Source organism: Mucilaginibacter sp. (genome assembly GCF_041660805.1).
Classification (GTDB): domain Bacteria; phylum Bacteroidota; class Bacteroidia; order Sphingobacteriales; family Sphingobacteriaceae; genus Mucilaginibacter.
This window is the reverse complement of the sequence record NZ_JBAZVP010000024.1, coordinates 16,588-43,582: the sequence shown is the minus strand read 5'-3', so window position 1 is coordinate 43,582 and position 26,995 is coordinate 16,588. Positions and strand designations below refer to the sequence as shown.

Sequence of the window (26,995 nt, the reverse complement as noted above, 5' to 3'; positions counted from 1 at the left end):
GAATACTAAAAGCGCCGGTATTATATTTCGATAGACCATTTTTTATACCTTCCTGATTTCGCGTGTCCGCCATTTATACAATTCAAACCAGACCACCGAACTAAAGCCAATAGCCACGCTTATCGCCAGCTGATAGCCGTGAAGCGGTTCGAATCCAAAGAAGTCTGCCAATGGTTTAATATAGATCAATGACGCTGTAATCAGCAGCGTGATGCCGATGATCAGCAACACCAGGTTGTTTTTATACCTGATGGTGGTAAACAGCGAATAGTAAAATGACCGGTTGACGAGGGTAAGTACGATATTAGCCGCTATCAGGCAGGTGAATACCATGGTACGGGTCAATTGCTCATCCCCTCCCTTGCTCAGGGCATATTGGTAGGTTGCCAGTGTTCCGATAGTGATCGCGAGGCCCTGTACAATACTCGTCGTTAATTCCTTCCAGTTAAAGAAAGTAGTGCTGAACGGACGAGGTTTTTGCAGCATCGTATTCTTTTCCATGGGCTCGTTCTCATAAATGATGGAACAGGTCGGCCCCATGATCAATTCCAGGAAGATAATATGCACCGGTGAAAAGATATTTGGGTAGATCCAGCCCAAAGCCAGCGGGATAAATACAGTCAATACGATAGGGATGTGGATCGAAATAATGTATTGTATCGCCTTTTTCAGGTTCGTATAAATGCGCCGGCCCATGGCTACCGCATCGGCCATTTTTGAAAGATCGTCTTCCAGCAGGATCAATGAAGCCGCCTGCTTGGCGATCTCGGTCCCTTTTTTTCCCATGGCAATACCAATATGCGCGGCTTTTAAAGCAGGCCCGTCGTTCACCCCGTCTCCCGTCATCGCTACTATTTCATTATTCGCTTTCAGGGCATTGATGATCTTTAGCTTGGCATCCGGGAACATACGGGTGAAAATATTCACGGTTTTTACCTCTTCTCCAAGCTCTTTTTCTGAAAGTTTCATCAGCGTATCTCCGCTTATGCACTGATCCGCTCCCTGAAAAGCAATTTGCCGGGCAATAGCGCCGGTAGTTTCCGCATTATCGCCGGTAATGATCTTAATCACAATGCCCGCCTGGTAAAAGTCGCGCAGAACCGCGCTGATATTCTTCTTAGGCGGATCGTAAAAGGCAACCAGCCCTTTAAAGACAAAAGGGAATTCCTGCTGCGTCGCCGGAAAGCTGTCGCCTGTAAAATGAGTCTCGCCTACGGCCAGTACCCGGTAGCCTTCCGTAGCCATTGCTTTAATTGCGGCATCAATCTGCTTTTTTTCACTGCTGTTTAAGTTACTGATGCTGATCAATGCTTCCGGCGCGCCTTTAGCCGCGATAATCCGGTGCCCCTTTCCATTTTCAAACAGGTGGGTCATCATAGGCGGCTTACCGCCCAGGGGATATTCGTGGATCATTTTATAACCCGGACGCTCGTCGCCAAGGCTCGTTTTTGAATAGGCATCGTGCAGGGCGGTTTCCATGGGATCGAAAGGGATCGGCTCGCTGGCCCACATGGCCAGTGCGATCAGCCCCTGCTCAGTGCTGCCCGGTATCTTTCCCGTCGCGTCAGCGATGCGATTCTCCTTCAGGGTGTATACTTTCGCCAGGCTCATCTTATTCTCGGTCAAGGTGCCGGTCTTATCCGTGCAGATCACCGAGGCGCTGCCCAAAGTTTCCACTGTTTTCATTTGCTTGACCACGATGCCCATTTTCATCAGCCGCCAGGCGCCTAATGCCATAAAGGTGGTAAAGGCGACCGGGATCTCTTCGGGCAAAATACTCATCGCCAGGGTAAGCGCTTTAATCAGGCTGTCTAAAACATTAGCCGAATGGAGATAGTTAATGCTCCACACGATCAGGAACACGATCGCCCCGGCGATCACCATCTTTTTTACAAAATTGTTGATCTGCAATTCCAGCGGCGTTTTTTCTTCCGTAATGGATTCCAGGCTTTGGCCAATTTTGCCCAGCCGGGTTTGATTGCCTATAGCGGTGATGGTGGCAATGGCCAGGCCGCTTGCAACCGTCGTACCATGAAAAATTAAATTGTCATCAGCCGCCTTGTCTTTATAAACCGGCAGGGACTCACCGGTGAGGATGCTCTCGTTGACGGAAAAATCATTGGAATGGACGATAATCCCATCTGCGTTTATCGAAGTTCCTTCTTCCACCATCAGGCTGTCACCCACCACCAGTTCTTCGCTTTTTATTTCTAAAACTTCTCCGTCCCGGATGACCTTGCATTTTGGTTGCGAAAAGTCCTTCAATTTTTCAAGTGCGTTCCGGGTTCGCGAGTCCTGGTATAAGGAAATACCTGCAACCAGCACAATGGCCGAAGCCAGAAAGATGCCATCGCCGGCTTTTCCGCTAATAAAGTAGATACACGAGGTAACCAGTAATAAGATCACCATCGGCTCTTTGGCCAGTCCTTTCAGGGCATCAGTAAATCCGTTTTCCTTTTTAAACGACAGGCTGTTTGCCCCATACTTTGATCTTGCTGCGATGACCTCCCGGTCGTTTAACCCCTGTATGTTGAAATTATTTGCTGTCATTGGTCTGGTCTGAGGGGATCACCATTAAAGGTATAGCCTGGTTGTCCAGCGCGGTAGCCGTTGTGGACCGGTCGAACAGGCCGGAAAGGAAACCATCCCGATGATGAACCAGCGCCAGCATATCGGAACAGCTTTCTTTGCATAGCTTGTTCAATCGCCTGATGACATCTTTTCCCCCGACCTCCTGGTAAGTGATGTGTTCCTGTTTCACCGTGTTTAGGTGAGCGAGTACCGCATTTTCTTTTACCGGGTCATCATTTTCTTCGGGCAGCGAAACGTGAACGACCTCCAGTTCAAAGCCGAGTTGTCTGCCCAGGTCAGTCATATAGCTGATCGCATTGATATCAGCCAGTTCAAACGCGATGGCCAGTGTCACTTTCTTCAATTTGTTCATTTCCGCCTTTGGCGGGATGACCAGTACCGGGCAGGCGGCATGATCGATCACATCCATCGTATCGCTGCCAAAGATGACGTGGTCGATCGCGCTGTCTGTACGACTGCCGATCACGACGAGCCCGACCTTACGCTCCTGGATGATAACGGCCATATTTTTACCGAGTGGACCTTCGCCGCATTGATAATCAGTTTGAGGTTTGAAATCATCTTTCGATATCCCGGACATGATATGCTTTAACTGAATGGCCAGCTGGCTGAGTTGGGCGGTGCTTTCATCCTTTTGAAAAACAAATTCTTCGACTACCCAGGGGCCGCCGGCATAGGTCGGCAATATTGGGTGATCATAATAGGTGTTATAAAGCATTAGGTCTGCCTTTAATTGGGGAACAAATTTAGCGGCAGTTTTCGCAGCGTGGTTCGCATTTTCAGAAAAGTCAGTGAGCATTAGGATCGTCTTCATGGCTGTTGTTTTAGATCATAAAATTGGCGGTTTACCCGCGAAAAATAAATGACAAAGATCATGAATGCGCTTGACCACGATTACTTAAATACCACGGTTAAAAATTGAACTTCGATAAAAAAAGTCATGAACGAGACACACATCCACCTGCTGATCACCCACCTGCCTATTATCTGCGCTGTGCTGGGGGCTTTTGTTTTGATCCACGGGATATGGAAAAAAAGCAATGTTACGTTGATCGCTGCTTACAATATTTTGATCATTTCCGCTATTGGCGCTGGTATAGCTTATGCTACTGGCGAAGGTGCCGAAGAAGCAGTTGAACATTTACAGGGCATATCTAAAAATGTTATTGAAGAACATCAAGAATCTGCCTTAATATCTTTGATCGGTTTGATTGTCATCGGCATCATCGCTGTAATCGGGCTGTTTGTGACATGGAGAACGTCTTCCCTGATCAGGCCGGTCGCTTTAATTGCGCTGGTGGCGGCTTTAGCCGGCTTTGGGCTCATCGCCTGGACCGGGTACTTAGGAGGGCAGATCAGGCATACCGAGATCGGCAACCATTCGGTATCACCGGCGCAGGAAGGAAATGGGAAAGACAACGATTGATGGTACGCTTCCGCATGATCGGGTTAATGACCAGTATCATTAAATGAGCCGTTAACGGTCACCTTATTTTCATGCTGTTTGGTATAGCTTTAGTTTTTCAACATCAGTAAACGCTAAAATGACTATTCAGGAATCTAAATTTCTATTTTTTACAGGAAAAGGTGGTGTGGGCAAAACTACGCTGGCTTGTGCTACCGCCGTGGCCACGGCAGATAAAGGTAATAAAGTACTTTTGATCAGCACAGATCCGGCATCCAATCTGGAAGATGTGTTAGGCACCACTGTGACCGATCAGATAACTCCGCATAAAAACTTAAATAACCTGTTTACAGTCAATATCGATCCTGAAACTGCTGCGGAAGCTTACCGTAAACGGGTGATAGATCCGCTTAAAGGAAGCGCTTCAACGGAAATGATCAATAAGATAAGGGAAGAACTCTCTGGCGCCTGTACTACGGAGATCGCTTCTTTTGACGAATTTTCACGCTTTATAACCGGGGAAGGTCTTCCGGAAATATTTGATACCGTCATTTTTGATACCGCACCGACAGGGCATACCATTCGTCTTCTGGAATTACCCGCAGCCTGGGATGATTTCCTGGGGAATAACCCGAGTGGGGCTTCCTGCATCGGGCCTTCATCAGCCTTGAATAGCAGCAGGGAAAGATATAAAAAGGTGGTGTCCAGTTTGAGAGACCCCTTGCAAACTATTTTTTTCCTCGTAACGCGGCCCGACACGACATCATTGAAAGAAGCGGGGAAAACAAGTCAGGAACTGATCGATCTGGGAATGGCCAATCAAGGTTTACTGATCAACGGAATATTTCAGGCAAAGGAGCAAACGGACACTTTTGCGTTGGAGATGGAAAAGATAGCGGAAAAGGAATTACAGGAAATGCCAGAGGCATTAAAGCGTTTAGCCGCTACCAATTATCCCTTACTGCCGTATAACGTGCTGGGCCTGGAAAAGCTGCGCTCGGTATTCAATAGTACCCTTCGGGCTAAGATCGCGGCTGAGGCGCAATTAGCAATAAACGAAATTAACCAGCCGCTGCCTGATTTGAAAGAATTGGTAGACCAACTGGAAAGAAATCGTCATAGCGGCTTAATTATGACCATGGGAAAAGGAGGCGTGGGTAAAACGATCGTAGCGGCAGTCGTTGCTACGATGCTGGCCCAACGCGGGCATACCGTCCTTTTAACAACAACAGATCCGGCAGCACATATCAGGGACTTTATGGATCAATTAGCGGTTATTCCGGAAAACTTAACCATTGAACGGATAGACCCGAAAATTGAAACGAAGAATTACATCGATAAAATCGCCGCACAAAAAGGGCAGCATTTGGATGAGGAAGGTAAAAAACTGTTGCTTGAAGACCTTCGGTCGCCCTGCACCGAAGAAGTAGCTGTATTTCACGCATTTTCTAAAGCTATTCAGCGCGCAAAACGGCAGTTCGTGGTTATGGATACCGCGCCAACCGGCCATACACTGCTTCTGCTCGATACAACGGGCAGTTATCATAAGGAAATCTTAAAAAAAATGGCGGCAAATCCGAGTAAGGTTACCACGCCCTATATGATGCTGCAAGACCATTTTTTTGCAAGAATAATCCTGGTCGCCTTACCGGAACGAACGCCGATGAGAGAAGCTGAAGCGCTTCAAAATGATTTAAAAAGAGCCGGGATTGTCCCTTATGCATGGGTAATTAATCAATGTCTTTCCGCCATACCAAATTTGCAAGACCCACTTTTAAGGAAGCGAGCATCAGCTGAAAGACTAATCATCCAAAATATAGCCGATAATTTATCAAACAGAACTATTGAAATTCCATATCTGACCGAAGAAAAATTATTACCGGCTATACTTTCACTTTACGGGTAAAGCAATTAATAATGCTTTTTGAACCGATTCCCGAATTTACCTTTTCTCTCCAATCGACAAAAACAGGCAACAAGGCACCGGGATCGAACGGCCGGCACAATATGATCGCAAACCAGGACAGCCCTGCCAGAAACGTTTTTTTAAGTAATTTACTATCGATAAATTTTAGATACTGAGAAACGGTCCAGATCCTTTTACAACTTTTGGTTGTGAGTTATTTGTTTACGGTATTGCATAAGTAAAACATGCCATGCTGCTATCTCGTCAAAAAGACTGAATAAATTGGATCGGCGACGGCTGTTTCTTTTATTCAGTACGAAGTTGTCTCAAATGACAAAGAAATGCTTGCTTTATTCTATTGGGATGGCACAACAAGCCTGATACCGGCTGTTTTGTCTCAGCCTTAGCCATTGTCCAGCCCGGTACGATCCGCTGACTCTATCGCTGAGCGAAAGCCGGCCGGCAGTTCATAAGCAGTTAGAGAACCTCGAAGGCGAAAATTATAACGCATGGATCATTACCGACAAGGAGAATAAAACCGAGAACGGCAAGTCAAAAAAGAGCACTAAAATAAAAGTTTAGTTTTTTATATTGCGAAAATTTAAGCCGGCGATCTGCCGGTTAATTGTGATAAGGTTTCCTCTAAAAATATTATCTATTAAGGCCCATTCACACATATAATTGTGTAAATTTAAAAATGGCAATTAACGATCTCGAGAAACTGTTGCATTATTTATGCCCTTTTCCTTCTGAGGTTCAGGAAAAAGCGTTGTGGTTGCGCAATTTCATTTGGTGTCGTTATCCGCAATGTAATGAACTTGTTTACGATAATTATAATGCTGTCGCTTTCGGATGGTCGCCAACAGAGAAACTGGGGCATACTTTTTGTAACGTCGCTATATGGCGCACGAACACGCATGTAATTTTAGGATTCAATTGGGGAAGTGAGCTAACTGATCCTCGGCATTTATTAGTAGGTAATGGTAAACAATTTCGATATTTATCTTCGGATGTTTGGGGGACACTTCCTGACAGTGATTTAGAGAACTTAATAAAAGAAGCCTACCATCAAGCATTAGAAAAAGTCACCAACCCAGCACAAATAGTTCAGGGTAAAACGATTTATAAATCGGAATCACCTGTTAAACGAAGTAGCAAGAAAGAATAAATAAGTCATTACAGATTTTTTCAAACAGCAAATTTTGGTTCAATTGGCTTATATTTTTATAAAATAAGTTTCCTCTGCGTTCTCGGAGCAAGCATAAAAATTACGTTTAGATACAAGCGTATTGTAAATTTACAGGTAGTAATCGGTTTTAAATTGATTATCTACGTTGTTTTTCACATTCGTTTATTGTAAATTTGACAATAGATAATCGGGTTGAAGCCGATTATCTATATATTATTTTACATATGGATCCGAAGGAAGCTATTGCACTATACAGCGGCCAGCCATTGACTTACCAGTTGCTGTCGAACATATTAAGGAATTACAAGCGGCCGAATGACAAGATCAAGGCATTGAAGGAAGAGGGCGTGATAGAATCGGTTAAGCGCGGATTATATATTCCCGGAAAGGCACTTGGTGCCAGCCGACCGGAAAACGGGCTATTGGCCAACCACCTTTACGGGCCTAGTTATCTGTCGGCGGATACGGCTTTAAGTCATTACGGGCTGATACCTGAGCGAGTTTATTCTACCATTTCGATGACCAGTAAAGCAAGCCGTGATTTTCGCACGCCCCTAGGTTTGTTCACTTACCTGCATTTACCACTACCTTATTATGCCTACGGCTTGAATTCCGTACTGCTCGGCCGGGATCAGCGCGCGATTGTTGCGTCACCTGAAAAGGCGCTTGCGGATAAGATCGTAACGACTACCGGCCTACAGATCCGCAGTACCAGCGCAGGCCGGCTTTACCTGATAGAAGACCTGCGCATGGATGAAAGTGCGCTCCGGAAGTTCGATACGCGTTTGATGTCGTTATGGCTCGCGAATGCGCCGAAACGGGATAGTTTACAGATGATCATTAAAGCAATTTCGAGTCTATGATAAAAGAATGGCTGGAAGAATATAAGCCCGCCAACCAGGGCGAAGCAAGGGACGCATTGCGGGAAATCATGCAGGAGATCGCCCTTGCCGGCCTGCAGCGCGCAGGATTTTTTGAGCACGCCGCATTTTACGGGGGAACCGCCCTGCGGATATTTTACGGTCTGGAGCGGTTTTCCGAGGACCTCGACTTCTCCCTACTGAAACCCGTCGCGGGTTTTTCCCTGGAAAAATACCTGGATGCCGTTACCGGGGAGTTCGCGTCACTGGGCATGGAGGTCTCGGTCAGGACAAAAGAAAAAAACAATAAGACCAACATTGATTCGGCGTTCCTGAAGTCCGAAACCCTATGGCGCGAACTCGTTCTGGAAGGTATCATTCCGCAGAGCGGGCTGGACCAGGTGGCCAGTATCAAGATCAAGCTGGAAGTTGATATTGAACCGCCACTGGGTTTCGAGACGGAAGAAAAGCTGTTACTGCGACCGTTTTCCTTTTATGTCAAATGCTTCTCACTCCCTGACCTGTTTGCCGGTAAGATGCATGCCCTCTTGTTCCGCAAATGGGGAACTAATGTCAAAGGTCGGGACTGGTATGATATGGAATGGTATATCCGCAGGGGCACCCCCTTACACCTCAGCCACTTTTTGGTGCGTGCGCAAGATAGCGGGGACTGGAAAAAGGAAACCATCACCGAGGAAGAGTTTCGCGGGCTGCTCGCAGACAAGATCGACAGCGTTAGGATGGATTATGTCAAAGCAGATATCAGCCGTTTCATTAGTGACACGAAAAAGCTGGAGATATGGTCGCCGGTGTACTTTCACGACCTTGTCAGCAAATTGAAAATCAGCGTTTAGGTGCGGCAAACGGCCCAGCTCATTTCAAGCCATTCGAAACCAAGCAAACTTTAAGGCGCAAATTGCTTTGTGTTAACAATCGCGACTTGCCTTAACCTTTAATCAGGCATTAATAATCAGCCCGCGTGCATCCTTTACAGATAGCGCCTCATTTCTCTTGTAGGCAAGCGACCGATTTCTCGAGCTTGCCCGATGTGGCTCCCCAGACTGACCAGATTTCGAACCAATTCATTAAGCAAATGTGCGTTCCGAGCGAATTAACACACTTTGATGAAACAGAGACTGAATAAATTTCGAACCATTTAGTTGGCTAATTGAATTTTCGTCGTTGGAGTGTAACTATAAACAGCGACGGGTCATTAGCGTCACCCGCCTTAGGTTAATCTAAACTGGTGAGTAGGCAGTTCTAGTTTTGAAGACAAATGGAATAATTTCCAATGAAAATATATTCCTTGTTACGGCCTGAAAGCATAGATACCGGTTTACCTGCAGTAGTTTGTCTTTTAATTCGGCAAAGTTGATCATTTGATCGCTTTTATAAATATGATTGAATATTTTTCAATTCAATGTTTTAGAAAATTAATATCCCGCGTAGGTTTAATAAATTTTTTAGTAGGGCTTTAAATTATTTTCCATCCGCAGTAAGGTGTCAGTAAAGGTTTTTAGGTCAATCTCTTGAGATTTTCCTTTTAACCGTTGTTCAGTGAGCGCTATGGCTTCCTGAATTTGCGGTAGTAGCTGCCTTCCTATCTCCGTTAGAATGATCTGATCGTCTTTTTTAACAGATGATACTTTTATTACGGACACATATCCGATAGTAACCAATTCCTCAAGCAATTTTATAATTGTCCGCTTGTCGTTTTCCAGATGATAGATAAGTCTTTCAACGGTTACCGGTGTTTTGCTACAGGCAACTAAAAGCATCGTTTCCGCCATGAACTCTGAGTGAGGAGGCGGAAGAAACTGACCGAGCGCTTTGATATAAAGCTTACTCATCCGGCGTAAATCATTTGCGATCATTGGATTGGCATTAATCTAAATGTGTTAAAAGGTTATGTTCCATCTGCTGCATGACGGTATAGAATATGTTTAACTGGATCAAACTCAAATTCTGGTTGATTACTTTATTCACCCTGGCAATTACTTCTTTAATTTTGGCTACAGCTGCTTCGCCTTTGGGTGTCAAAAAGGTCAAATGTTGCCGCTGATCTTCCGGATTGATCTCGGTTTTTGTAAATCCGTGCGTATTGAGATACTCCACATGTATGCTGATACGTGATTTGTCTAAATTCAGTATTTCGGCAAATTCAGTATGCGTATTATTCGTCGACCTTTGATGGATCACCAACAGTATTTCAATTAGGTTATCGAAAGGAAGTTCAGGCAAGTCCCTGGCAATAATCGTATGATAAAGCCTGGTTAATCTTTGAAACTTTTTAGAAAGTAAAAACTGCATATAAGGGTAAATAATATTACAGCAGCTGTTCAAACAGCTGCTGTAAAGTGGTTATTGGATCGGCGCACCATCTTTAATATCGTCACCGGCGTTCAACACGATCCGGTCGTTAGCTGTTAAAGCACCGAATACTTCGGTATCTTTTTTTCCCGTTAAGCCTTCTTTAACATCTACCAGCTTAGCTTTACTATCTTTCACGATAATCACATATTGCCTTTCGGTAGACCTGACGATAGCCGTATTCGGCACCAGCAAAGACTTTGCTCCTGATAACATCAGGATCTTCACTTCACCATACATTCCCGGCTTAAGCTGCCCGTCTTTATTAAGCACGTCAATTTCGATAGCTTCTGAACGCATACTGGTCAGAGCGTTGGCCGATCGGCTTATTTTAGCAGTATGCTCCACACCGGGCATAGCATTAAAGGTGAACTTAACTGCTTGTTTGAGATCAACCTTGTCAACATAATTCTCCGGTATGGCAACCTCTAAACGAAGTTTGCGGGTATCCTGTAAGATTAGCATCGGCTGATCGGTCGCTTTACCCGGCGCAACCAATGCACCTGGTGAAACATTACGCTGCACGATCATTCCGTCAAATGGTGCATAAATGCGTAAATAACCCTGCATGGTGCGCACAGATTCCATGTTTGACTTTTCTGAATTGGCTATGGCCAGGTCAGACTTCATCCGCGATAGCGCGTTATCCAGATCAAGCGGTGATACCGAACCCGGTTCAGCAGCAGCCTGCTTTAAACGGTTATATTTTTCCTTGCTGGCGTTCGCCGCTTCCTGGGCCTGGAGATACCTGGAATTCGCTGCTTGTAAAGCTGATTCCATTTCAGGCGCTTCAAGTGTTAACAGTAACTGTCCCTTGCTCACGTGCGAACCCCGGTCAACGAAGATCCGTTTCACAAACCCGTTAGCTTTAGGGAACAGGTTTACTTCGTTAAACGGCTTAAGCTGGCCCGGTAAACGCGCATAACTGGATAAGGCCTTTTCAGTTATATTACCGATTTCGTACTTTTTATTGGCCGATGACTTATTTTCGGTCAGGTCAACCGGCTTTTGATTGCCCGAACAGGCGGCTAGAAAGCTTACGGCCGAGGCTAATATGATCAATTTCGTTTTCATGTTTTTTATAGTGTTGAGGTTTGAATATCTGTTGATTCTTCAGGCATCAGGGACGGTGATTCATAGGTTGTTTTACCTTGAACCCACGCAAACACTAATGGCAAGATGAATAATGCAGCCAGTGTGGAGGCGAACAGGCCGCCGATTACCGCCCTACCTAACGGCGCAGTCTGTTCACCAGCTTCTCCCATGCCGGAAGCCATCGGGATCATTCCCGCCATCATGGCTAAACTCGTCATCAGGATCGGACGTAAACGTATTGCGGCGCTGGTTATCGAAGCACGGGTCGCATCTTTGAATTCTAATCGCAGCTTCTCGCCATTCGTTACAATCAGGATCGCATTGGCTACGGACACGCCGGTTGACATGATCATACCCATATAAGATTGCAGGTTAAGCGTAGAACCGGTAATCAGCAATGCTGTCAGGGATCCTAAAATTACTGCAGGGACTGTAGAAAGTACTGTAAGTGATAACTTAAACGATTGGTAATTAGCAGCCAACAACAGGAAGATCACCAATATCGCAAAGCCTAATCCACTTTGTAAGCTGCCCATTGTTTCCACTAATAAACTAGTCATGCCTTTTAATTCCGGTACCAGGCCTTTCGGCGGTGTACCTATCTCTTTGATCGCCTTCTGCACGTCAGTCGTTGCCGTGCCCAGATCCATTTTATTGATATTGGCGCTGACCGTTAAAAATCTCCTTGGCCCGGCACGGTCAAACTCGCCCGGTGCGTAGGTCATTTTAAATTCCGCGACATCAGCCAGGGTGGGCGCGCTTTGTCCTTTTAGTAAAGGGATTTCCTTTAATTCATCCATCGTATTCATGGTGTATTCCGGTATTTGCACCTGTACCTGGTAAGTATATTGTTTGTCTTCATCCAGCCACTGATTTTTTTCGGTAAAACGGCTGGAAGAAGTACTGGCAGTAACTGAACGTGCAATATCGGTCACATTCAGCCCTAACTGTGACACCTTTTGCCTGTCGAGCTTAATAGCGATCACAGGTATTTTTAACGGTTGAACAATCTGAACATCGCGCAGATAACTGATCTTTTTTAATTGTGCGACCGCTTTGTTAGCATAGTTTTCAATCTGCGCCATGTCCTTACCAGCCACCCTTATTTCGATTGGCGTGGCAGCACCCTGGCTCATGATCTTTTCGGTCATATCTATAGGCTCGAAGGTGATGCGCAGATCAGGCATGGCATGTCCAATATTTTTACGCAATGCATCTTTCAGCTCATCCATATTGACTTTATAGTTCTCATCGAGCTTGACCTGCAAAACAGCCTCATGGGTACCGGTATTAAAAATGTATAGGTTACTGCTGCCGTAACTGCTGGGAATGATACCCACATAGCCGGAACTGATCTCAATGTGATGATCTACGGTCTTATCGATAATGCTTAACACCTGTTTGAATTTATCTTCGGTCCGTTCTAAACGGGTACCGTCAGGGGCTTTGATACGGATCAGAAACTGTCCATTATTTAGTTTAGGCATCATGTCCTTACCGATGATGACAAATCCTATTCCGGCCAATACAATGACCAAAACCAGGTAAACCGGTACGATCAGCTTTTTATTCGGCATCCAGCGGGTGATAATACCCATGAAATGCATCTTTACTTTTTCAAAGAAATCGTTATCCTCCGGATGTTCCTGTTCTTCTTTCAGATGTTTGTTTACCTGTATTTCTTCTTTACGGTTTAATGCTTCCCCAGCATGCGCATGCAATTCACCATGATGGTAATGCTGGTATTGTTCGGCCTTGATCAGCCAGTTGCTTAAGATCGGCACCAGCGTTTGGGCGAGAACATAGGACACGATCATCGTTAACCCAATAGACATTGACAGCGGCAGGAACATCGCTTTGGGCACGCCGTTCATCAGGAATGACGGCGCAAATACCGCGAGGATACAAAGCAGAATCAGCAATAAAGGGAAAGATATTTCCTCGCAGGCATCATATATAGCCTGCTTTTTTGACTTTCCCATTTCCAGGTGCTGGTGAATATTCTCTATGGTTACTGTCGCCTGATCGACCAGGATGCCGATAGCCAGCGCCAATCCGCTTAACGTCATAATGTTGATCGTTTGGCCGAATGCGCCTAACAGCATCACCCCTAAAAGAATGGACACCGGTATCGTTATGACCACGATCAGGCTGCTTCGCCAATCCCGCAGGAATAGCAAGACCATCAATCCGGTCAGTAAAGCGCCTAACCCGCCCTCTGTCATCAAACTTTTAACCGCGTTAATTACAAAGACAGACTGGTCAAACTCATAGGAGACTTTGATATCGTCAGGAAGCAAGCTTTGCATTTCGGGTAGCTTGGCCTTTAATCCCTGTACTACCGACCAGGTAGAGGCATCGGCGGTTTTCACGATCGGAATATAAACGGACCGCTTACCGTTGATCAGGGCATAATCTACGGTAATGTCAGAGGCATCCGCTACCCGAGCCACGTCTTTAACCAGTACCGAAACGCCGTTCTTGGTTTTAATCGGGATATCTCCAAATTCCTCCGACTTCTGCACCAGCGAATTGATGGTCGTGGTAAACATGGTATTATCAATGCGGAGGTTGCCGGACGGCGACATGGCGTTAAATTTAGCCAGGGCTTCCACTACCTGGTCGGGAGTAAGATTATAACTGCGCATCTTAGCAGGATCTACACTAACCGTAATTGACCGGGAGTTGGCCCCGAATGGAGGTGGTGCGGATAACCCCGGCACGGATGCAAACATTGGCCTTATTCGGGTAGCGGCCATATCATATATTTCCTTAAGGCTACGCCCCGGAGCTGATAATACCAACTGGCCAACAGGTAACGATGATGCGTCATACCGGACTACCTGCGGAGGTAACGCCCCTGGCGGAAAGAACTTCATGGCCCGGTTCACCTGCAAGGCTACCTGCGCCTGGGCTTCGGCCATGTTGGTGCTTTCATAAAAGCTGATTTTCAGCATGGTAAGGCCCTGAATATTTTTGGTAGAAATATTTTTAATACCATTCACATAAAGGAACTGGTCCTGCAGTCGGGTACTGAAAAAGCCCTCCATTTGCTGCGGGGACATACCGCCATAAGATTCGATCACATAGATGGTAGGCAGATTTAGCTGCGGAAAAATATCTATGGGTATATTAATAGCGCTGAGTACGGCGAAGATCATTAAACTCATGGTAATAACTACCACAGTAATGGGCCGTTTAAGCGCGGAGGTGACCATTGACATAATTTTTAATTTAAAAGATTTAAGATGGAACTGACCTGGTTACCGGTAACCGCTTTTTGGAATAAAGCACTGGCATATGCAAACCTTGCCTGCGCGTAATCTGTCTCCGCCCGATATAAAATATTGAGGGCGGCATTCAACTCGATGATATCTGTTAAGCCGCTTTTATATAATGACAGCTTTTGACGGTAGCCTGCGTTTGCCGCTTTTAATTGATTGGGAATTTCCATCAATCGCTGTTTGGCTGTATTCAGTTCCACATCGGCCTGACTAATGCCCAATGCAAGCAGGGACTTCTGTTCGTCCAGTTCCCTTAATGCGTAGTTTGTCGTTGCCTTTTGCGTACGAAGCTTTAGCTGTTTTCGTCGCAGGTCGAACAGATTATAGGAGACACCAACGCCAACCAAATAATTGTTCCGGCTGAATCCCCAGCCGCTTGATAGGTTGTTAAATTGGTCGTTAGCATCGACGCTGGACCCGCGGCCCCAGGCAGCGGCTTCCAGCAATATCTTTGGATTATACTGTTTTTTAACGAGTTCCTCCCTTTGCCGGCTATTGTCAACAATGGACTTGTAATAGTTGATAATGGGATGGTTGGCTGTATCCATAACAATGGTTTCAGGTAAATTTGCCTGTGCTACCAACCGGGTTTCTGCAACGGTATCGGGAACAATTGCCTGATAAGGCAAGCCGCTAACGGCAGCTAATTGAAGCTGTGTCTGTTTGAGCTGGTTATCCAGTTCGATATAAATCAGCCGTGCTTTGGAAAGTTCGGCTTCCGCAATACTTGTATCCACGCCCGGCCTGATACCGCTTTTAGCGAGTGATTGAATAGACCGTCTGATCTGCTGATTACGGTCGATATTTCGCGATTGTATAGAAATATAATCCTGCAGCCGAAGCAGCTGCAAGAAGTTACCAATGGTGTAGGCCTGAAGTTTATATTTAGATTGCTGGAATTGATTTTGTTCAACTGCAATATCAGATCCGGCTACTTTATTTTGTGCCGCATATGCGCCGAAATTATAAATTTCCCAATCCAGGGCAGCGATGCCGAGGTTTGTTAAAACAGCGGAGGTATTATTTTCTGTACGCACCCCGCGGGAGTTAGAGGGTATTATTCCAAAGCCGAAATAAGGGCCGGCGGTGTTGTTATTTGTACCGATATCAGCCTGGTAATTCAATTTTAAATTAGGCAGCCAATTGCTGCGGGTCTCAACCGCCTGCGCCTGTCTGATGGCAATTGAAGCCGAATCTGCGATTAAAGCCGGAGCTCTCTGCTCAACTCTGCTTAACAGGTCTTTGAGCGTAACCCGTTGCTGGGCATGGACGTTTATTGCAATGAAACACAATATTGCCATGCACCCGTATCTTTTAAGATAGTGCATCTGATAATTTGTTAGAAAAAATAAAGAAATAGAAATCAGTATAGCCTCGTCACTGGCTACGTTAGGATGTCCCGGAAAAAATTTGGGAAACAGTATATCAAATGATCAATTTACCTGAAAGCAGGTAACGATGCAGCGGAGGGAATAAACTTAAATGTAAAGCTGACAAAAAGCCTGTAGTAATCTGACGTAATTTCCCGGAAATTGATGGAAATAAGGTAGTAAGAAAGAAAGAAAAAAGGATCGTTAACGGAAGCAGTGGATTTGCTAAACGTTTTTGGACGGCGGAAGCATCGAAGGCGCTATCTTGAACATATTCTATCTTCCGTTTCGTGAAAGCCTTTATACAAATGCCAATAGGTTTACCGTCTTTGATTTTCTTAATAACAAGAAAGCCCAGAAATGGCTTAGCAGCCAGCATGAACACGGCAAAAAATAAGAAATAACAGAATTTTTTCGCACTCATACGTCTAATAACGCAATTTTTTGCCCAAAGTTGATAAGAAATTTTCAAGCAATGTGAATGTAACAGTAAAGTTGCTAAATTGTCTTTGGCTTGATTGTAATTATTAAGCCTTCAATAATTTGAAAATCCGTAAATCTTGGTCTAACCCGAACATATAAATAGGCTGATTTCATGAAAATAATATATTTTAATATAGACACCAAGTTAATGACAATTAATAAATCGGTGTTATAGCAAGACGGGACAGATTCGTTAAGTATAAGTTCTGAGATGAAGAGGTGACCACCAAGCGAATAAACGTCAACTTAGATATAGTCGAAAGGCGTTATATCATTAACATAAAGGGGGCAGAAATGTCTGGAATTCAGTCAATAAAAACCGGCAGTTCGCGGAAAAGTGCATTGAAGGGTTTCCTTAATTTTTCGCAAGGCGGTTGCCGAATTGCTGCCCCACGTAAAGGGAATTCCTCTTTGGGTTGGCATAGGGTCACCCGCTTGTTGCCTAATTTCTCCTGCACTATCCAAAACTGATCTTCGGAAACTATCGCTTTATGCACGCCTTTTACATATCACGAACGTAATATTCATTTATTCAGCTTTAATGCAAAGACCGGCGCATTGGTCTCAGAAAAACAATTAGATAAATATCCTCGTGAAAATGGCGGGCAAACAACGGTAAGCTTTAGTGCTGACGGCACCAAACTGGCCGTTAGTACCTGGGGAATAGCTCATTTTGCAACGACCATGACCTCTTTGACTGAACAACATCCAAGCAGGGTTTATGTGTATAATTTTGACAATGGTAATGTTAGTGGTAAACGATACTTCGAGGAGGCGGGAATAGCGGGCTCTATTGGGTTTAGCTGGACCAAAGAGGGAAACTCGAGACTATTTGTATCTAATTTCAATTTGATACCAACCAAACTGGACAATAGTGTAACAGTGTTGACTGACAACGGCTCAACGGTTACTAAAACCGCAAACTTTAGTGCGACGGCGGGCGCGGCGATAAATGAGGCTTGCTGGACAATTCTGAACCCAACAGGAAATAATTTATATGTTGCCAGTTTCGCGACTAATACGGTATCTACATTTGATGTAAATGCAACATCATTGGGATTTGGTGCTGCAACGACAAGAATAGGCCTGGCTCCGGCAGGTGATTCCAAAGATTTATGGGTATCGCCTGATGGGAAGTTCCTGTATAATCTTGGCGCATTTCAATCTTATTCGATCAACAGTTTTTCTATAGGTAGTAATGTAACCTACCAAAATCAAACGATCTTGAAAACCACTGCGTCAGGCACGGGCACTCCTGGAAAATATAATTTTTTAGGTTTGACCGGCTTTGATATTCAATAACTGCTCATAAAATATAACGGAGCTTTTACGTCTCCTTCAGTCCCAACATACTTAAAAGCCGGCGCAAAATATTGCCCGGCTTTTTTACATTTCCCTGCACCTACAAGCTTTAATTGTGCTCACTTTGATCCGATATGAGCAATGATGTGCTGGCCGCCGACGGTAACTTGAGATAGTCGTTCATTACCAGCTGCAGAATACAACAAACCCCACATTATAAGTAGGTTTTTAGTTCGACAAATCAATTCGAACATCGTTACTTTGTGACTGCTTTAACGCTTACAGATATTTATGCGTAGGTATTAACGCGGTCAAATTGGTCACTGATCTCGTTAGATTTCGGCACGCACTTCACTGCGTTACTTAATGAGTTACGGTCGTGATCCTGTTAGGCCGATGAAGCTTTGTAAAGATCAATAAAGGCATTGAATGCTCTTGTCAGCGGTATGCCTGGCCTTGTTACTAAAAGTGTGGTCATGGTGCCAAGATCCTTGCTTAAGGGAAACAGGTTAAATTTACGGGTCGGATAATATTCATGCGCTAATTCTTCCGGAAGCATACTGATCCTTAAACCGGCCTCCACAAAATTGATTATACCTTCGAGTGAATTAACTGTGATCCTTCTGTATTCCACGATACCCTTGGTACTTAGATAGGACTCTAAACTGGACCGGAAGATACACCCTGATTCGAAAACTATGATCTTAAGCGGGACCGCACGCAGATTCTCCTCCAGTTTTTTGTGTTTGGCAGGTGGTAAGGTGGCCATTTTCTCATTTTTGACTACGACCTGTCTTAAATTGGGATCGCTGATCGGTGCGGATACAAAAGCCGCATCCAATTTGTAGTTTAACACGTCGTTGATAAGTTCGGTTCGCATTCCAAATTTGAATTCCAGGTCAACTTCCGGGAATTGCTCGCTAACTGTTTGATAATACCAGGGGCCTTTAAGGCCATTGTTGTTTCTATACATCCTATTTCGAGGCTACCCGAGATGCGCCCGCTTTTAGTCAATTCTTTTTTTGCTTCTTCCATCAGGTGTCCGATCTGTTTAAAATACTGATCAGTATTATTCCGGACGCAGTTAGTTCTACTTTGCGTGCACTCCTGTTAAAAAGTTCTACACCAAATTCCTCTTCCAAACTTTTGATCCGGACCGTTACGTTCGATTGCACGGTAAAGGCCGCTTCGGCGGCTTTCGTGAAGTTTCCGTTTTTGTCCTGTACAAAAAACAAATACATGAAAAAGTTATCGCAATTTATCCTGATCCTGACATTAAGCGCGTTCGGCGAGCAGGTATTCGCACAGTCGAACCTGACCAACCTTAAAAACATACATTTTCAAAACGTTAGTGCCGGCGGCCTGAATATTTTTTACCGTGAAGCTGGTCCTAAGAATGCTCCCGTGATCTTGTTATTGCAAGGTTACCCGACCTCTTCAGATATGTTCAGGAATCTTATTCCGATCCTTGCCTGTAAATACCATGTGATCGCGCCCGACCTTCCCGGATTTAAATATTCCGATGTCCCTGCCAGAAGCGACTATAATTATACCTTTGATCACCTGGCCCAAACGATGCAGTCATTTATAGAAGTTTTATCGTTTAAAAGATCCCGTTGTCAGCGTAAGAATTACAGCACGGACAATCTCATCATAAGTCAAGGTTTGATTTGGAAAAACAAAAGGATAAATAAGCTGAAGTCCTTTATAGATCCACCTGACATTTTTTTTCGCTTTCAACGGAATATATAACCTGGTCGGAAGCTGTAAACACCCTTAAAAGTCAGTTTATTTAATGTGTTCTCTGTTTTGCCCCTAATCCTTACCCACATTATCTTTTTATTTTCTGAACTATCTGCATAAACTCCAGATAGGTAAAAGAAAAGCATATCTGGATTGAAACGGGCAGTTGCTTTGCAAACATTAGAATGGTATAAAAAGTAATGTGGTTGTATCTACCCTCTTCATACCAAAAGAGCTTATCCCTGCGCAATATAATCAGCCATCGTAGTCAGTTAATTGGTCGCTATAAGCAGCTATATCTGTAAAATCTTTTACGATCAGTTCAGAAAGCTTGGGATGCCTTAACGGAGACAGTCTTCTGTTCACCATCAATATCTCGGTAATATCGGGATCATCAAGAGAGGCCAGCAAAACACCTTCACCAATCATTCCTGTGGCTGGCGGAGAAACCGATTATATTCGTAGAAAGAAAGAAATGGCAACCGGCTAAATGGAAGAGAAACATCTACAGATCTGCTACAATTGGCTCAGATTTAATCTTCCTCATTGCTGAAACATCAAATTAATAGCAAAAAAAATATAAAAATAATTTGTAAGGATTTTAGTCGGGATACGACAATTCAAAAGAAAAAGCTGCTGCTTTAAATAACAACCTGAAGCATCGGTGAGTATTTAAATAAACGGCCTGATTGTCCATGCAGTTACGCCCTTTATCCATGTTGTAAAACCGGGCAGCACCGCACCTTTGTGCTGTCAATGAAGACAAGAAAAACTTAAAAAAATGTCACGTTTAACCGCACTAAATCCTGAAACAACCACAGGGAAATCTAAAGATCTTTTTACCGCCATTCAAGGCAAGCTGGGCATGGTTCCAAATATGATGAGGACGATGGGTAATTCACCAGCCGTTTTAAATGGCTACCTTTCTTTCAGCGGCGCTTTAGGCGAAAGCTCTATCGGCGGTAAGCTTGGTGAGCTGATCGCACTTACTGTTGCCAACGCTAACAGCTGCGAATATTGTAATGCCGCACACAGCTTTATCGGCGAAAAATTAGTTCATATCGATGCCAACAGCATTACAGACGCCCGTGAAGGTAAATCAGCAGATGCAAAAATCCAGGCAGCGCTTGATTTTTCAAGGACGATCGTTGAAAAAAGAGGCCTGGTTAATGATGCCGATGTGGACGCCCTGAAAAACGCCGGCTTCAGCGAAGCAGGAATTGCAGAAATTATCGCGCATGTTGGCCTGAACCTGTTCACCAACTATTTTAACAATGCTGCAAAGGTAGTGGTAGATTTCCCTGCAGTTGAGCTGGTGGAAACAGCCGCTATTTAGTTATGTTCGTCCCTAAAAGAATGGATAAATTCGTCTTTATCCATTCTTTAATTTAAACTTTACTATGGAACAAAAACTCCCGCTACCTCCGTTTACCATGAAGACCGCATTGGAAAAGGTCCAGCTTGCTGAAAATGCCTGGAACAGCCGCGATCCGGAAAAGGTTTCCCTGGCTTATACCATTGATACGGAATGGCGCAACCGCACCGAATTCGTTAATGGCAGAGAAGAAGTGAAAGCCTTTTTAACCAGGAAATGGGAAAAAGAGCTGGATTATAAACTAAAAAAGGAACTATGGGGATTTCGCGAGAATCGCATGGCCGTCCGTTTTGAATACGAGTGGCGCGATCAAACAGGCCAGTGGTACCGGAGCTATGGAAATGAACTTTGGGAATTTGATGAAAACGGTTTGATGCGCAAGCGATACGCCAGCATCAATGATCTGGAAATTTCTGCAGCCGATAGAAAATTATTTTAATTGGTATCAAACCTAAACATTCAGATCTTGACAGCTCAAACCGCCTTTACATTGATCAATCCCCAAACGAAGGCATTAGCCTTTAAAATCTTTGCTTTTGAGGATGATTGCTATTTTAACCAGCAGAAAAACTACAATTACTACTCCGTGATCCTGGTTACTAAGGGAAAAGGCAGACTAACTGCAGATTTTTCTGAATACGAATTTAAGGAAAATAGCCTGATGAGCTTTTCTATTTACCAGCCGTACATGATCAAGGCGGAAGGTGAGTTTAAGGGGCTTTTAGTCAACTTTCATCCTGATTTCTTCTGTATTCATAAGCATCATAATGAGGTCGCCTGTAATGGGGTACTCTTTAATAATATTTATGAATCTCCGCTGGTGCAGTTACAGGAAAAGGAAATGGACCTCCTGACCGGCTTGGTTAATCAGTTAAAGGCTGAAATGCAAAACACAGCAGTTGCCCAATATGAATTAATGATTGCTTACCTGAAGATATTTTTGATAAATGCCTCCAGGATAAAGATCAACACGCAATTGCTTAAAGCATTAGGTACAGAAAAAGAGCCCTTCATATTGAAAAACCTAAAGGATGCTATTGAAGAGCATTATAAAAGCAAACACAGTCCAAGCGATTATGCCGATCTGCTGCATATCTCTGCCAAGGCACTGAACAGGATTAGTAAAACGCACTTTAATAAAACTTTGGGTCACCTGATCGCAGAACGGATCGTTATCGAAGCAAAACGCGAATTGTACCTAACCGCAAAGCCGATTAAAGTGATCGCATACGAACTGGGTTTTAACGATGAGTTCTACTTTAGCCGGTTTTTTAAAAGCAATGCGGATGTCTCTCCCCAAATCTACAGGGATACGGTAGGATTTGCAAGGGCCAACGCCTGAAAGATCTCTTAAATCTTACTTTACCAGTAGATCTAATAACTACAGTATTATTCGGTATTGGAGCATGTATGCCTTCCATAAATGTGGATAAACATCTCGGAAATCTGGATGTTGTAAAATATGATACATGATATAAACTCCTTTTTGTCCCCGAAAGGATTAATTTTGTAGCACTTACTCCAAAATAACTGATATGGCTCGCCCGCAAATTTTCAATCAAGATACCGTAATCGATAAAGCCCTGGATGTTTTTTGGCAGAAGGGGTTTGGTGGTGCCTCCACCAAAGACCTGATCAATGCCGCAGGGATAAGCAATGGCAGTTTCTTTAACAGTTTTGGCGATAAAAAAGCACTTTATCTAAAATGCCTGCAAAAGTACGATACGGTTTATATCACTGCCCTGGAAAATCTGCTTATAGCGCCCCTGAAATTCAAAGAGAAAATTAAAAATGTTTTGCTGGAAGCCACTAAAAAATCTCCCGGTAAAGACACCTACGAAGGCTGTTTCTTTTTTAATACATCGATCGACAGCAGCGTAGATGACGCCGGCATCCTGGGCCTCGCCGACGCAATCCATCAACGGATCGAAAAGGCCTTCGTTTCAGCCGTCGATATGGCTAAAGAAGCCGGTGAAATTTCAAAAGATATTGACAGTACCCGGTTAGCCCAATATCTTTTTAATATCGTTAATGGGTTACGAGCCCTTTTACTCAATTCCCCGCCCCAGTCCACCATCAATAACATTATTAACACCACACTGGATCTGCTGCCGTCTTGACCGTCATTTAAATGTAATACGATAAATATTTTAGAGCAATAACTCTAAAATAAATGACATTTGTATAGTTGTGGAGTAATTGCTCTATAATATAAATTAAAACAAATGAAAGCAGTAGTATTAAATGAAATCGGCGGTGTATTGGAACTCCGGGAAGTTGCAACACCGCGTCCTGGTAAATCCCAGGTGTTGATCAAAGTCGAGTCCTCGGGTGTGAATTTTGCAGAAAGTCAAATGCGTCAGGGGGTTTACCCGGTCATACCGGATACACCGGTCATTCTAGGCGCCGAAGTGGCGGGTGTGGTCGAGCAGGTCGGCGAGGATGCTGATGCGGATTTACTGGGCAAACGCGTCGTAGCCGTGTTGTTCGCAACGGGTGGTAATGGCGGATACGCGGAATACGCGGTCGCGTCAGTCGATGAGGTGATACCCATTCCGGACAACGTCTCGTATGACGATGCGCTGGCGATCCCGGTACAGGGATTAACCGCTTACTTCCTGTTAACGGAAGCTGCTAAAATATCGGGCACCGATACCGTCCTTATTCATGCGGCTGCCGGCGGTGTCGGCTCTATCGCCATCCAACTGGCAAAGATCCTGGGTATTGGAAAGGTATTTGCCGGTGCAAGCAGCACATTTAAATTGGACCTGGCAAAATCGTTGGGAGCCGACGTGCTGGTAAATTATTCCGATCCGGATTGGATGCAGCAGATGCAGACCGTAACGGATGGGCAAGGTGTCAGCGTTATCCTTTCATCCGGAACAAGCGACATCGTCAAACAAAGCTTTAATTTGCTGGCTCCATACGGGCGGTTTGTGGTTTATGGTTCCTTAGACATTCTATCGTCCTCTTTCGGGCCAGACCAGGTGATGCAAATGGTTTTTAATAATCAGTCATTGACCGGCTTCTACATCGGGGCCTACACCGCTATACCCGGAAACTTCAAAAGGGCCGCCAACTACCTGCTACACCTGGTATCGAGCGGGGCGTTAAAAATAGTCACCAGCAGCCGGTATGAATTGAAAGATGCCCAGCAGGCGCATGAGGATATGGCCAACAGGAAAACAGTAGGTAAGGTTGTATTGGCAGTAAACGGTAATTGAGCATGAGAACAAAAATTTCTACGGTTTTAAGCTTTGTGCTGGTTGTTTTCGGTTTTACGGCCATGGCGCAGCGAAGCAATGCAGGATATCAAAAAGTTGTGTACAAAACGATCAAAGTAGATGGCCTGGATGTATTTTACAGGGAAGCCGGGAATCCTGATAAGCCGACCCTGCTGCTATTGCATGGCTTCCCGTCATCATCCTTTATGTACCGCGATCTTATCAACGACCTTGCAGCCGACTACCATTTGATAGCGCCTGATTACCCAGGCTTTGGCTCAAGTAGCCGGCCATCTGTGTCTGCATTTGATTATTCATTTGATCACCTGGCGGCTGTGATGGAGGATTTTATCAGGCAGCTCAACCTCAAACACTTTAGTTTGTACATGCAGGATTATGGCGGCCCTGTAGGTTTCCGTATAGCGGTAAAACATCCAGGTTGGATCAGCGCCCTCATCATCCAGAATGCCAATGCTTACCAGGAAGGATTAGGGACCGGCTTCAAAAAGATCATGGCGATGGAAGGTGCCGGGGATAAGGCCGGGGTTGAAAACAGCCTTAAATCCATCATTTCATTTGAAGGCATCAAAGTACAATACACCGAGGGTGCAAATAACCCCGCCCACATCGGTCCCGATGCTTATTTAATGGACCATCAATTTATCAAAGGGGATGAGAATGAGCCCATCCAAAATGCGTTGTTCCAAAACTATCATTTCAACTTAACGATGTACCCGGAATGGCAACAATACCTCCGCCGGCATCAGCCACCAGCACTGATCGTGTGGGGAAAAAATGATCCGATATTCATTGCCCCCGGGGGATTAGCTTATCAAAAGGACCTGAAAAATACAGAAGTGCATTTATTGAACGGAGGGCATTTTGCACTGGTGGAATACCACGCCGAAATAGCGGCTTATATCCGGTCGTTTTTACACCGCAAGGGTATTAATTAACTGGTTTTCTTAATAGCACAGCCCGCAATGATCGGTTGCGGGCTGTGTTTCTAATCAGATAAATTCGGCACTATCGCTTAATATACCTGTCTTTTAAAAGGCGATTCATCACTTCTTCCTGGTAGTTTAAACCAACTGTGATCTTAACCCCGCCCATCCGCAGCATATTGCCCTCAATGGTTTGTACTTTATTCATGTTTACGATATGGCTTTTGTGCACCTGCATAAATTTATCGGCTGGTAGTTTTTCCAGGATGCCTTTAATAGTCAGGTACACCACAAATTTGCCGCCGTCGGTATATAACGTGAGGTAATTGGCCATCGCTTCTATATAGTTCAGCTCGGCATATACTATTTTTTCTATTTTGCCATCACACTTTACAAAAAAATGATCGGGCTCCCCGTTGTTATAGACCGCCTTTTTCTCCTTCAGTGATTTTAACTCCAGTGCCTTTTGTGTGGCTTTTAAAAAACGCTCAAGGCTAAAGGGCTTGACCAGGTAGTCTACCACAGCCATCTCAAAACCATCCAGTGCATATTGGCCGTAGGCCGTCGTCATGATCACCATAGGTAAATTTACGGATGAACGTAAAAAATCGAGCCCATTCATTTTGGGCATATTAATATCCAGGAATATCAGGTCGATCTCCAGCTGGCTGATCAGCCCCGCAGCTTTTAACGGATTTTCGGCTGTACCCACCAAATTCAGGAAATCCGTTTCTTCGATATATTCCTGCAGCAGTTTGCGGGCAATAGGTTCATCATCGATGATCAGGCAGTTAAGTTTCATATATCGTAAAGGGTTAGGATGATCTCATAAGTGTCTTCTCCATTCGCTATGACCAGTTCATGTTTGCCGGGATAAAGTAGTTCCAGGCGCCTTCGGGCATTGGCTATACCTAAGCCCGAGGCCGTTGCCGAATGATTGATAAATGCATCCTTGGTATTCCATATCGAAAATATCAGCCTGCCGCTGCGGCAATTCAAATTGATGTCGATCCGGTTTTCTTTACCCTCATTAAAGCCCACATATTTGAACGCATTTTCAATAAAAGTGATCAGCAGCAAAGGAGCAACCTGAATGTTCCCGTTGATCTCGCCGGAGTTAAATGAAACAGCTATCCGTTCATCGATCCTGCTTTTTTGCAACGCAATATAATTACGGATATAATTCAATTCCCTGCTCAGCTCTATTTGTTCTACATTACATTCATATAACTGGTAACGCAGCATTTCAGAAAAAACCAAGAGCATACCGCGCGCATCTTTGTTCGATTTATCAATGTGTCCGTAAATAGAATTGATGGAGTTGAACAAAAAATGCGGATTAAACTGGGCCCGTAAAAAATTCAGTTCGTTGGTTGCTTTCTCTTTTTCTATCTGCTCTATATAGATCTGCGAGCGTGTCTTTTCGATCACCATTTTTGCGGCGAGTATGCAAAGCACCCAAAAGAAGATATTGATGAATGAGTCGATAAAGATATTTAACAAGTCGAAATGGGGCTTTGGCACCTTGAAAATATAGGTGACCACCAGCATGGATACCGGTATCCGGATCAGCGCAGTAACTACAATTCCGCCAATAAACAGGATGCTGAATTTTACATAACGCTTTCTGTTAAGCAATTTTGGTATGGTGTACAGCGCGTTAAAATAGTAGTTTACCGATATGAACGCGAGATAACAGAACTGTATGGTAATGGTATGTGTCAGCACCAGCGCCCCGTTCCTGAAAACAAATATCCAGAAAAAGTAGGCCAGCAGCCAAAATAAAAGATGATATATTATTTTGTTGATCTTCAATAGCGGGTTCAAATTATAAGTAAGGTAACAAAAAGCTA

General features: G+C 44.3%; 26 protein-coding genes. 13 read left to right on the top strand and 13 right to left on the bottom strand.

All coding sequences use genetic code 11. The features are described 5' to 3' along the window. Positions 1–42: 42 nt before the first annotated feature. Both WC743_RS21545 and WC743_RS21540 read right to left on the bottom strand, forming a co-directional pair. On the bottom strand, positions 43–2,550 hold the full coding sequence (locus WC743_RS21545; protein WP_373015456.1) for a cation-translocating P-type ATPase: 2,508 nt from the start codon (positions 2,548–2,550) through the stop codon (positions 43–45). Next, entirely contained in the window at positions 2,537–3,406 is an 870-nt protein-coding gene (locus WC743_RS21540; RefSeq protein WP_373015454.1) for a universal stress protein, read from the bottom strand. Before WC743_RS21540 ends, WC743_RS21545 begins: the two co-directional genes overlap by 14 nt. Positions 3,407–3,532: 126 nt before the next feature. Between WC743_RS21540 and WC743_RS21535 the strand changes: the two genes are divergently transcribed. The 5 genes from WC743_RS21535 to WC743_RS21515 all read left to right on the top strand — a co-directional run bounded on the left by WC743_RS21535 (position 3,533) and on the right by WC743_RS21515 (position 8,806). Further along, complete coding sequence (locus WC743_RS21535) at positions 3,533–4,018, top strand: hypothetical protein (RefSeq protein ID WP_373015452.1); 486 nt, start codon at positions 3,533–3,535, stop codon at positions 4,016–4,018. 118 nt (positions 4,019–4,136) lie between these two features. Then, the gene (gene arsA / locus WC743_RS21530) at positions 4,137–5,903 is read left to right on the top strand and encodes an arsenical pump-driving ATPase (protein WP_373015450.1); all 1,767 of its coding nucleotides are present in this window, start codon (positions 4,137–4,139) and stop codon (positions 5,901–5,903) included. A gap of 697 nt (positions 5,904–6,600) precedes the next feature. After that, a complete protein-coding gene (locus WC743_RS21525) occupies positions 6,601–7,071 on the top strand; it encodes a hypothetical protein (protein WP_373015448.1) in 471 nt (156 codons plus the stop codon). Positions 7,072–7,316: 245 nt separating this feature from the next. Then, positions 7,317–7,955, top strand: coding sequence for a hypothetical protein (locus tag WC743_RS21520; protein WP_373015446.1), 639 nt, complete (start codon positions 7,317–7,319; stop codon positions 7,953–7,955). Further along, on the top strand, positions 7,952–8,806 hold the full coding sequence (locus WC743_RS21515) for a nucleotidyl transferase AbiEii/AbiGii toxin family protein (protein WP_373015444.1): 855 nt from the start codon (positions 7,952–7,954) through the stop codon (positions 8,804–8,806). The genes WC743_RS21520 and WC743_RS21515 overlap by 4 nt, the downstream gene beginning before the upstream one ends. 609 nt (positions 8,807–9,415) lie before the next feature. Here the strand turns inward: WC743_RS21515 and WC743_RS21510 are convergent. From WC743_RS21510 to WC743_RS21485, 6 genes are all read right to left on the bottom strand, one after another. Continuing rightward, positions 9,416–9,826: a hypothetical protein gene (locus WC743_RS21510; RefSeq protein WP_373015442.1), complete on the bottom strand. Its 411-nt coding sequence runs from the start codon at positions 9,824–9,826 to the stop codon at positions 9,416–9,418. A gap of 10 nt (positions 9,827–9,836) precedes the next feature. Continuing rightward, complete coding sequence (locus WC743_RS21505; protein ID WP_373015440.1) at positions 9,837–10,262, bottom strand: MarR family winged helix-turn-helix transcriptional regulator; 426 nt, start codon at positions 10,260–10,262, stop codon at positions 9,837–9,839. Between the two features lie 51 nt (positions 10,263–10,313). Continuing rightward, the gene (locus tag WC743_RS21500) at positions 10,314–11,396 is read right to left on the bottom strand and encodes an efflux RND transporter periplasmic adaptor subunit (protein WP_373015438.1); all 1,083 of its coding nucleotides are present in this window, start codon (positions 11,394–11,396) and stop codon (positions 10,314–10,316) included. Between the two features lie 5 nt (positions 11,397–11,401). After that, positions 11,402–14,641, bottom strand: coding sequence for an efflux RND transporter permease subunit (locus tag WC743_RS21495; protein WP_373015436.1), 3,240 nt, complete (start codon positions 14,639–14,641; stop codon positions 11,402–11,404). Between the two features lie 5 nt (positions 14,642–14,646). Continuing rightward, positions 14,647–16,002: a TolC family protein gene (locus tag WC743_RS21490; RefSeq protein WP_373015434.1), complete on the bottom strand. Its 1,356-nt coding sequence runs from the start codon at positions 16,000–16,002 to the stop codon at positions 14,647–14,649. Between the two features lie 124 nt (positions 16,003–16,126). Then, positions 16,127–16,495, bottom strand: a complete 369-nt coding sequence (locus WC743_RS21485) for a hypothetical protein (protein ID WP_373015432.1) — start codon at positions 16,493–16,495, stop codon at positions 16,127–16,129. Between the two features lie 617 nt (positions 16,496–17,112). Here WC743_RS21485 and WC743_RS21480 point away from each other — a divergent pair. Beyond that, positions 17,113–17,856 carry a hypothetical protein gene (locus tag WC743_RS21480; protein WP_373015430.1) on the top strand — a complete coding sequence of 248 codons (744 nt, stop codon included), beginning with the start codon at positions 17,113–17,115 and terminating at the stop codon, positions 17,854–17,856. A 388-nt stretch (positions 17,857–18,244) separates the two neighbouring features. On the opposite strand, the gene WC743_RS21475 is transcribed toward WC743_RS21480, so the two are convergent. Both WC743_RS21475 and WC743_RS21470 read right to left on the bottom strand, forming a co-directional pair. Continuing rightward, the gene (locus tag WC743_RS21475) at positions 18,245–18,829 is read right to left on the bottom strand and encodes a LysR substrate-binding domain-containing protein (RefSeq protein WP_373015428.1); all 585 of its coding nucleotides are present in this window, start codon (positions 18,827–18,829) and stop codon (positions 18,245–18,247) included. A gap of 61 nt (positions 18,830–18,890) precedes the next feature. Beyond that, the gene (locus tag WC743_RS21470) at positions 18,891–19,097 is read right to left on the bottom strand and encodes a LysR family transcriptional regulator (protein WP_373015427.1); all 207 of its coding nucleotides are present in this window, start codon (positions 19,095–19,097) and stop codon (positions 18,891–18,893) included. Here WC743_RS21470 and WC743_RS21465 point away from each other — a divergent pair. Continuing rightward, a complete protein-coding gene (locus tag WC743_RS21465) occupies positions 19,096–19,608 on the top strand; it encodes an alpha/beta fold hydrolase (RefSeq protein WP_373015425.1) in 513 nt (170 codons plus the stop codon). The genes WC743_RS21470 and WC743_RS21465 overlap by 2 nt on opposite strands. Before the next feature lie 246 nt (positions 19,609–19,854). Here the strand turns inward: WC743_RS21465 and WC743_RS21460 are convergent, their stop codons facing one another. Continuing rightward, the gene (locus WC743_RS21460) at positions 19,855–20,028 is read right to left on the bottom strand and encodes a hypothetical protein (protein ID WP_373015423.1); all 174 of its coding nucleotides are present in this window, start codon (positions 20,026–20,028) and stop codon (positions 19,855–19,857) included. 352 nt (positions 20,029–20,380) lie between these two features. Here WC743_RS21460 and WC743_RS21455 point away from each other — a divergent pair, with 352 nt between their 5' ends. From WC743_RS21455 to WC743_RS21430, 6 genes are all read left to right on the top strand, one after another. Beyond that, the gene (locus tag WC743_RS21455; RefSeq protein WP_373015421.1) at positions 20,381–20,935 is read left to right on the top strand and encodes a carboxymuconolactone decarboxylase family protein; all 555 of its coding nucleotides are present in this window, start codon (positions 20,381–20,383) and stop codon (positions 20,933–20,935) included. A 64-nt stretch (positions 20,936–20,999) separates the two neighbouring features. Continuing rightward, positions 21,000–21,413 (top strand): DUF1348 family protein, encoded by a 414-nt coding sequence (locus WC743_RS21450; protein WP_373015420.1) that lies wholly within the window; start codon positions 21,000–21,002, stop codon positions 21,411–21,413. Positions 21,414–21,440: 27 nt separating this feature from the next. Continuing rightward, the gene (locus WC743_RS21445; protein ID WP_373015418.1) at positions 21,441–22,316 is read left to right on the top strand and encodes a helix-turn-helix domain-containing protein; all 876 of its coding nucleotides are present in this window, start codon (positions 21,441–21,443) and stop codon (positions 22,314–22,316) included. Positions 22,317–22,509: 193 nt separating this feature from the next. Further along, positions 22,510–23,094, top strand: a complete 585-nt coding sequence (locus WC743_RS21440; protein ID WP_373015416.1) for a TetR/AcrR family transcriptional regulator — start codon at positions 22,510–22,512, stop codon at positions 23,092–23,094. A 105-nt stretch (positions 23,095–23,199) separates the two neighbouring features. Beyond that, positions 23,200–24,198, top strand: a complete 999-nt coding sequence (locus tag WC743_RS21435) for a zinc-binding alcohol dehydrogenase family protein (protein WP_373015414.1) — start codon at positions 23,200–23,202, stop codon at positions 24,196–24,198. A gap of 2 nt (positions 24,199–24,200) precedes the next feature. Continuing rightward, entirely contained in the window at positions 24,201–25,154 is a 954-nt protein-coding gene (locus WC743_RS21430) for an alpha/beta fold hydrolase (protein WP_373015412.1), read from the top strand. Positions 25,155–25,224: 70 nt separating this feature from the next. On the opposite strand, the gene WC743_RS21425 is transcribed toward WC743_RS21430, so the two are convergent. Continuing rightward, positions 25,225–25,944 (bottom strand): LytR/AlgR family response regulator transcription factor, encoded by a 720-nt coding sequence (locus WC743_RS21425; RefSeq protein WP_373015410.1) that lies wholly within the window; start codon positions 25,942–25,944, stop codon positions 25,225–25,227. Beyond that, positions 25,941–26,957, bottom strand: a complete 1,017-nt coding sequence (locus WC743_RS21420) for a sensor histidine kinase (protein WP_373015408.1) — start codon at positions 26,955–26,957, stop codon at positions 25,941–25,943. Before WC743_RS21420 ends, WC743_RS21425 begins: the two co-directional genes overlap by 4 nt. Between the last annotated feature and the right edge of the window lie 38 nt (positions 26,958–26,995).